General features: G+C 65.0%; 6 protein-coding genes and 1 pseudogene. 2 read left to right on the top strand and 5 right to left on the bottom strand.

Annotation, left to right across the window (positions count from 1 at the left end; translation table 11 throughout):
• Positions 1 to 127 (top strand): annotated as a pseudogene (locus EN991_RS40995) (NUDIX hydrolase); the annotation flags it as partial.
• A gap of 4 nt (positions 128 to 131) precedes the next feature.
• Here EN991_RS40995 and EN991_RS19770 read toward each other — a convergent pair.
• The 5 genes from EN991_RS19770 to EN991_RS19750 form a co-directional block, all read right to left on the bottom strand.
• Positions 132 to 983: a citryl-CoA lyase gene (locus EN991_RS19770; RefSeq protein ID WP_063168996.1), complete on the bottom strand. Its 852-nt coding sequence runs from the start codon at positions 981 to 983 to the stop codon at positions 132 to 134.
• On the bottom strand, positions 980 to 2,164 hold the full coding sequence (locus EN991_RS19765; RefSeq protein WP_127369358.1) for a CoA transferase: 1,185 nt from the start codon (positions 2,162 to 2,164) through the stop codon (positions 980 to 982). Before EN991_RS19765 ends, EN991_RS19770 begins: the two co-directional genes overlap by 4 nt.
• A gap of 15 nt (positions 2,165 to 2,179) precedes the next feature.
• Positions 2,180 to 3,703: a tripartite tricarboxylate transporter permease gene (locus tag EN991_RS19760; RefSeq protein ID WP_013529613.1), complete on the bottom strand. Its 1,524-nt coding sequence runs from the start codon at positions 3,701 to 3,703 to the stop codon at positions 2,180 to 2,182.
• A 4-nt stretch (positions 3,704 to 3,707) separates the two neighbouring features.
• Positions 3,708 to 4,244: a tripartite tricarboxylate transporter TctB family protein gene (locus tag EN991_RS19755; RefSeq protein WP_027161342.1), complete on the bottom strand. Its 537-nt coding sequence runs from the start codon at positions 4,242 to 4,244 to the stop codon at positions 3,708 to 3,710.
• 139 nt (positions 4,245 to 4,383) lie between these two features.
• Complete coding sequence (locus EN991_RS19750) at positions 4,384 to 5,358, bottom strand: tripartite tricarboxylate transporter substrate-binding protein (RefSeq protein ID WP_013529611.1); 975 nt, start codon at positions 5,356 to 5,358, stop codon at positions 4,384 to 4,386.
• 183 nt (positions 5,359 to 5,541) lie between these two features.
• On the opposite strand from EN991_RS19750, the gene EN991_RS19745 reads away from it, so the two are divergent.
• On the top strand, positions 5,542 to 6,208 hold a 667-nt coding region (locus tag EN991_RS19745; RefSeq protein ID WP_164769212.1), incomplete at its 3' end, for an IclR family transcriptional regulator.

The following is a 6,208-nucleotide window of genomic DNA, read 5'->3' as shown; positions in this document are numbered from 1 at the left end:
GCAGGAAGCCAAACGACGCCAGCGGGCCGGGCTGGCGCCAGCCGATGCGGCCATGCTCATCGACGAGCCGGATCTTTCAACGTTGGTGAAGACGCTGAAGATCCCTGTGCAGGTGGACCAGGCGTAGAGCCTCACTCGCCGGGGTCATCGCTTTCGGGAAACGGCCGCACCGGCGTGCCGGTATAGGCCCACAGCCACTCGCGCGGCAGCGGCCCCTTGTTTCGCTCGGCCTGCTGCGACTGCTCCCAGGCATGCGCCAGGATGCCGACCGAGCGCGACAGCACGAAAAGCCCTCGCGTCAGCGGCGGCGGAAAACCGAGTTCGCCATAGATGACGGCGGTGGCGCCATCGATGTTGAGGGGTATTTTTTTCCCCTTGCGGCGTTCGACATCCGCCTCGACCGCTTCGGCGATATCGGCGAAACGCCCATTGACGGCACCGCGTGCGGCAAATTCGCGGGTCAGTTCCAGCAAGCGCGGCGCGCGCGGGTCGACGGGATGGAAGCGATGCCCGAGCCCCGGCACATAGCCCTTCTCCTCGGCGAAGAACCGGTCGAGCCGCGCCGAGACCGCCTCATTCAGCGTCATCCCGGCATCGATCGCCACGGCAATGTCACCATAGAAGGAAAGCGCCTGCTCGCCGGCGCCTCCATGCACGTCGCCGAGAACGTTGATGGCTGAGGCCATGGCGCTGTTGATACCGACGCCGCAGGTTGCAGCCATGCGCGCGATGGCAATCGATGGCGCCTGCGGTCCATGGTCGACGGCGGCAGCCAAGGCAATGCCGAGCAATTCTGCCTGGTCCTCGCTGGGCAGTTCGCCGCGCAGCATCAGCCAGATGACAGCCGGAAAGCTGACGCGGCCGATCAGATCCTGGATCTCGTAGCCGCGCAGCCGGATGACACCAGGCCGCATCTCGATGATATCGGTCTGCCACCATTCCTCGCCGCGCTCACGGCCCGTCTTCTTCTCCGTGCCGCTCATGCGCGTGCCTTTGTCCTGGCGTGGGGCGGCAGGTCGGCGAACACCTCGCTCATATGTTCGCCGAGCGCCGGCGGCGGCTTTGTCGGCAAGGGCGCCTCGCCATCGACCATGAAGCCGCCGCGCAAAACGGTCAGCGGCTTGTCCATGCCAGCCACATCGTCGAAATGCGCGGTCACCTGGCGCTCGAGGACTTGGGGCTCGGCCAGCACTTGCGGGATCGTCAGCACCCTGCCGGCAGGCACGCCGGCGCGATTGAGCGTCTCTTCCCAGGCCGCCGCCGAGGCGCCCGCCAGGGCGTCCTCGATCTCGACTTTAAGCGCCGCACGGTTGCGCTTGCGCGTCTCGCGCTCTGCATAGCGGATATCGGAAGCCAATTCCGGCCGGCCGATCAGCCGGCACAGCGCCACGAACTGCTCCTGCTTGTTGGCGGCGATGTTGATGAGCCCGTCGCCGGTGCGAAACGCACCGGAGGGTGCCGCCGTCATGTTCTCGTTGCCCATCGGCATGGGGTCGATACCTGCGGTCAGATAGTTGGAAACCGGCCAGCCAAGTGCGGAAAGTGTGCATTCGAGCATCGAGACGTCGAGAAAGGCACCCTCGCCGCTCGTCTTCTGCCGCACCAGCGCCGAGGCGATGGCGAACGCGCCGACCAGTCCGCCAAGCGTATCGGCGACGGGATAGCCGACCCGCAGCGGCGCCGTTTCCGGTGTGCCGGTGATGCTCATGATCCCAGACAGGCCCTGGATGATCTGGTCATAGGCAGGATTATCGCGCATTGGCCCGGTCTGGCCGAAACCCGATATCGCGCAATAGACGAGGCCCGGACGGACCGTCTTCAGTGCCTCGTAGCCAAGCCCCAGCCGATCCATCACGCCGGGGCGGAAATTCTCCACCAGTGCGTCGGCGCTGGCCACCAGATCGAAAAAGCGCTCGCGATCGGCTTGCTTCTTGAGGTCGAGCACAACCGACCGTTTGCCGGCGTTCTGAGCCAGGAACGAGGCGCCCATGCCGGCGCTGTTCAGCTTCGGCGAGCCGCCGAGCTGGCGGGCGAGGTCGCCGCCTTGCGGCGCCTCGACCTTGATCACGTCGGCGCCCAGCAGCGCCAGCTGATAGGCACAGTAGGGACCGGCCAGGACATTGGTCAGGTCGAGGACGCGAATACCGGAAAGCAGTTCTGTCATGGCGTCATGGATCGATCAGGCATCGCCGGGCACATGCTCCGGTCCGCGCCGACGACGATGCTCGATGAAGGCCCAGATATGCGGGCCGGCGAGGCCGATGAAGGCGAGCGTCAGCAGTGTCAGCGACAGTTTGTGGGTGTAGAACACGGACCAGTCGCCATTCGAGATGGTCATCGCCCGGCGGAACTGGGTTTCGGCGAGCGGCCCAAGGATCATGCCGATGATGACAGGCGCGGTCGGAAAATCGAACCGCCGCATCAGGAAACCGGCGGCCCCCAGCAGATAGAGGATGACGAGGTCGATGGGCGATTGCGAAATGCCATAGGTGCCGACCGTGGCGAACACCAGGATGCCGGCATAGAGCTGCGGCGCCGGGATTTTCAGCAGCCGCACCCACAGCCCGATCAGCGGCAGGTTGAGGATGACCAGGATGACGTTGGCGATGAACAGGCTGGCGATCAGCCCCCAGACGAGGTCGCCCTGGGTCGTCAAAAGCAGTGGTCCGGGATTGATGCCGTAGCTCTGGAACGCCGACAGCATGATCGCCGCCGTCGCCGAGGTCGGCAGGCCAAGCGTCAGCATCGGCACCAGCACGCCGGCTGCGGACGCATTGTTGGCGGCCTCGGGGCCGGCAACGCCTTCGATGGCGCCGACCGTGCCGAACTCCTGCTTGTGCTTCGACAGCTTCTTTTCGATGGCATAGGACAGGAAAGTCGGGATTTCGGCGCCGCCCGCCGGCATGGCGCCGATCGGGAAGCCGATCGCGGCGCCGCGCAGCCAGGGTTTCCACGAACGTCCCCACTCGGCCGCCGTCATGTAGAGCGAGCCCTTCAGCGGCACGATCTCGTCCTTGCCGGCATAGCGGCGCGAGGCCATGTACAGCGTCTCGCCGACGGCAAACAGGCCAACGGCGGCGATGATGACGTCGACGCCGTCGAGCAGTTCGGTCATGCCGAAGGTGAAGCGCGGCTGGCCGGTCTGCAGGTCGACGCCGATCATGCCGATGACGAAGCCTGCGAACAGGCTGGTCAGGCCGCGAACGGAAGACGAGCCGAGCACCGCCGAGACGGTGATGAAGGCCAGCACCATCAGCGAGAAATATTCGGCCGGGCCGAAGGCCAGCGCGAATTTGACCACCACCGGCGCCAGGAAAGCGACGCCCATCGTGCCGATCGTGCCGGCGACGAACGAGCCGATCGCCGAGGTGGCGAGGGCTGCACCGCCGCGGCCGGAACGCGCCATCCTGTTGCCTTCCAGCGCGGTGACGATGGTGGCGCTTTCGCCGGGCGTGTTGAGCAGGATCGACGTCGTCGAGCCGCCGTACATGGCGCCGTAATAGATGCCGGCAAACAGGATGAAGGATGCCTCCGGCGCCACCTGATAGGTGATCGGCAAAAGCAGCGCGATGGTCAGCGCCGGCCCAAGACCGGGCAGCACACCGATGGCGGTACCAAGCGTGGTGCCGAGCAGGCACCACAGAAGGTTGACCGGGGTGAAGGCGACCGAGAAGCCATGTGCCAGATGTCCGAGCGTTTCCATGGCGTCAGCCCCTCAACATGGTGATGAACGCATCGATGACCGTGTTCAGCTGGTTCTCGATGAAACCGGCACCGATGTTGACGCCGAGCGCCCTGGCGAAGCCGAAATAGGCGGCCAGCGCCAGGATAAGGCCGAGCACGACGTCCCGCAGCGTACGCTTGCTGCCGAAGCCGTAGCAGACGAGCACGAACATGATGACGGATGCCGCCGTGAAGCCGAGCGGTTGGATGAGCAGCAGATTGGCGATCAGGCCGATAACGACGAAGCCCATTGCCTTCCAGTCGGTCGGCGTCTCCTTTTCCTCCTCCGGCTGCCAGCCGCCGCGAAGCGCGGCAAGGATGAGCAACAGCGAAAGTACCACCAGGCCAACCATGGTAAGGTAGGGAAAGACGGTCGGGCCGACCTTGGAGTAGAGCGGCGACACCGGGATCGCCAGCGTCTGCCAGGCAACGGCGCCGGCGCAGGCCAGGAGCCCGATGCCTATCAACAATTCCGGCACGGCAAGCCGCGACGGCGCCGGCTGCTGGTCGCTGGTGCTCATGATTGTCCTCCCCAGGAGAGCTGGCCAAGTATGGTTGGCGAAAATGCCCGGCGCCGCATGCTTGCTCCCCACCGCAGGGTCATGCCGGCTTGCATTTCATGCGAGAAGGGGCGACCTGCGCCGCCCCTATGACGATGGATCAGGCGAGCCCGAGATCCTTCAGGATCGCCTCGATGCGGGCTGAATCCTCGGTGACGAACTTCGCATAGTCGTCGCCGGTGAGCAGGATCGGCGTCCAGTTGCGGTTCTTGCATTCGGTCGCCCACGCGTCGCTCTTGGCCATGGTCTCGATCAGGGTGATCATCGCTGCCTTGTCGGCGTCGGAAATACCCGGCGGTGCGAAGACGCCGCGCCAGTTGAACAGTTCGACATCGATGCCGGCCTCCTTCAGCGTCGGCGCATCGATGCCGTCCTGGCGCTTGTCTGCCGAGATGGCGAGCAGCCGCAGCGCGCCCGCCTTGACCTGCTCGGAAAACTCGCCAAAGCCGGAGATGCCGGCCGCGACCTGGTTGCCGAGCAGCGCCGACAACGCCTCACCGCCGCCGGCGAACGGCACGTAGGACAGGTTTGTCGCCGGCACGCCGACAGTCTTGGCAATCAGGCCGAACAGGATGTGATCGGAACCGCCTGCGGAGCCGCCGGCGACAGGAACCTTTGTCGGATCGGCCTTGAGCGCGGCGACGAAATCAGCGGCCGTCTTGAACGGCGACTCCGCCGGCACGACCAAGGCTTCGAACTCGCCGGTAAGGCGGGCGATCGGGGTGACCTGCGTCAGATTGTTGGCGGCCTTGTTGGCAATGATGGCGCCAACCATGACCATGCCGGCAACCATCAGGGAATTGCCTTTGCCGTTCCACTGGCTGATGAATTGCGGCAGCCCGACAGTCCCGCCGGCGCCGCCGACATTGGTGATCTGCGAACCCGAGATGAGCTTTTCACTGCGCAGCACCTGGTCGATCGTGCGCGCCGTCTGGTCCCAGCCACCACCCGGTGCGGCAGGCACGAAGAGCTGTATCTGGGGCGCGCCTTCGGCCAAAGCGGGAGAAAGATGCGACGTCATCAGCCCGGCACCCACGGCTGCGGTGCTCATCAAAAATCTGCGTCTGTCCAGCATGGGATTCCTCCAAATCACGACACCTCCTCCGGTGCCCGCCAAAACGCGCCTGCATCCAGACCCGTCATCGATTTCAAGCAGATGTTACGGAGTTCTGTCAACGGAAACGATATTCTACTGGACAGAACGATTTGGCGGCGCGACACAGTCGCGTCGCTCGGCTTTCTTCAAACTGGAACCGCCATGGATTCGCCAAGCAAATCGGCAGATGCGGAAATCGACCGCGCCGAAGGTGTTGCAGCACTCGATCGGGCGATTGCCATCCTCGATGCCTTCAGCACGGAGGACCGGTCGCTCAGCCTAGCCGAAATCGCGGCGCGCACCGGCCTCTACAAGAGCACCATCCTGCGGCTTGCGAATTCCCTTTTGCGCGGACGATTGCTCGAGCGCCTCGACAATGGGCGCTACCGCGTCGGACCCGCGACGTTTCGGCTCGGTGCGCTCTACCAGCGTTCGGTCGTGGCGGTCGACATCCTGCTGCCGATCATGCGCGATCTTTCCGAGCGAAGCTGGGAAAGCGTTGCCTTCTACGTTCGCTCGGGCGATGTCCGCACCTGTCTTTACCGCGTCGAATCCAAGCACCCGATCCGCTACACGATACGCGAAGGCGACGTATTGCCTTTGCTGCTCGGCTCGGGCGGCCGCGTGCTCGCAGCGTTTTCGGGCCAGCAGGGCGAACCCTACGAGACCATCCGCAAGACCTGCAACTGTCTCGCCGTCGGCGACCGCGACCCCGAGACCGGGGGCGTGTCGGCGCCGGTATTCGGGCCGGGGGGCGTCCTGCTCGGCGCCTTGACCCTGGCTGGACCAAGCACGCGCGTCGACGCGGCCTTTCTGCAGCGCATGAAGC

Origin of the sequence: Mesorhizobium sp. M7A.F.Ca.US.005.03.2.1, assembly GCF_003997795.1 — a bacterium.
In the GTDB taxonomy this organism is placed as follows: Bacteria; Pseudomonadota; Alphaproteobacteria; order Rhizobiales; family Rhizobiaceae; genus Mesorhizobium; species Mesorhizobium ciceri.
Note: the sequence above shows the minus strand (reverse complement) of the source record. Positions and strands in the feature narration are given on the sequence as shown.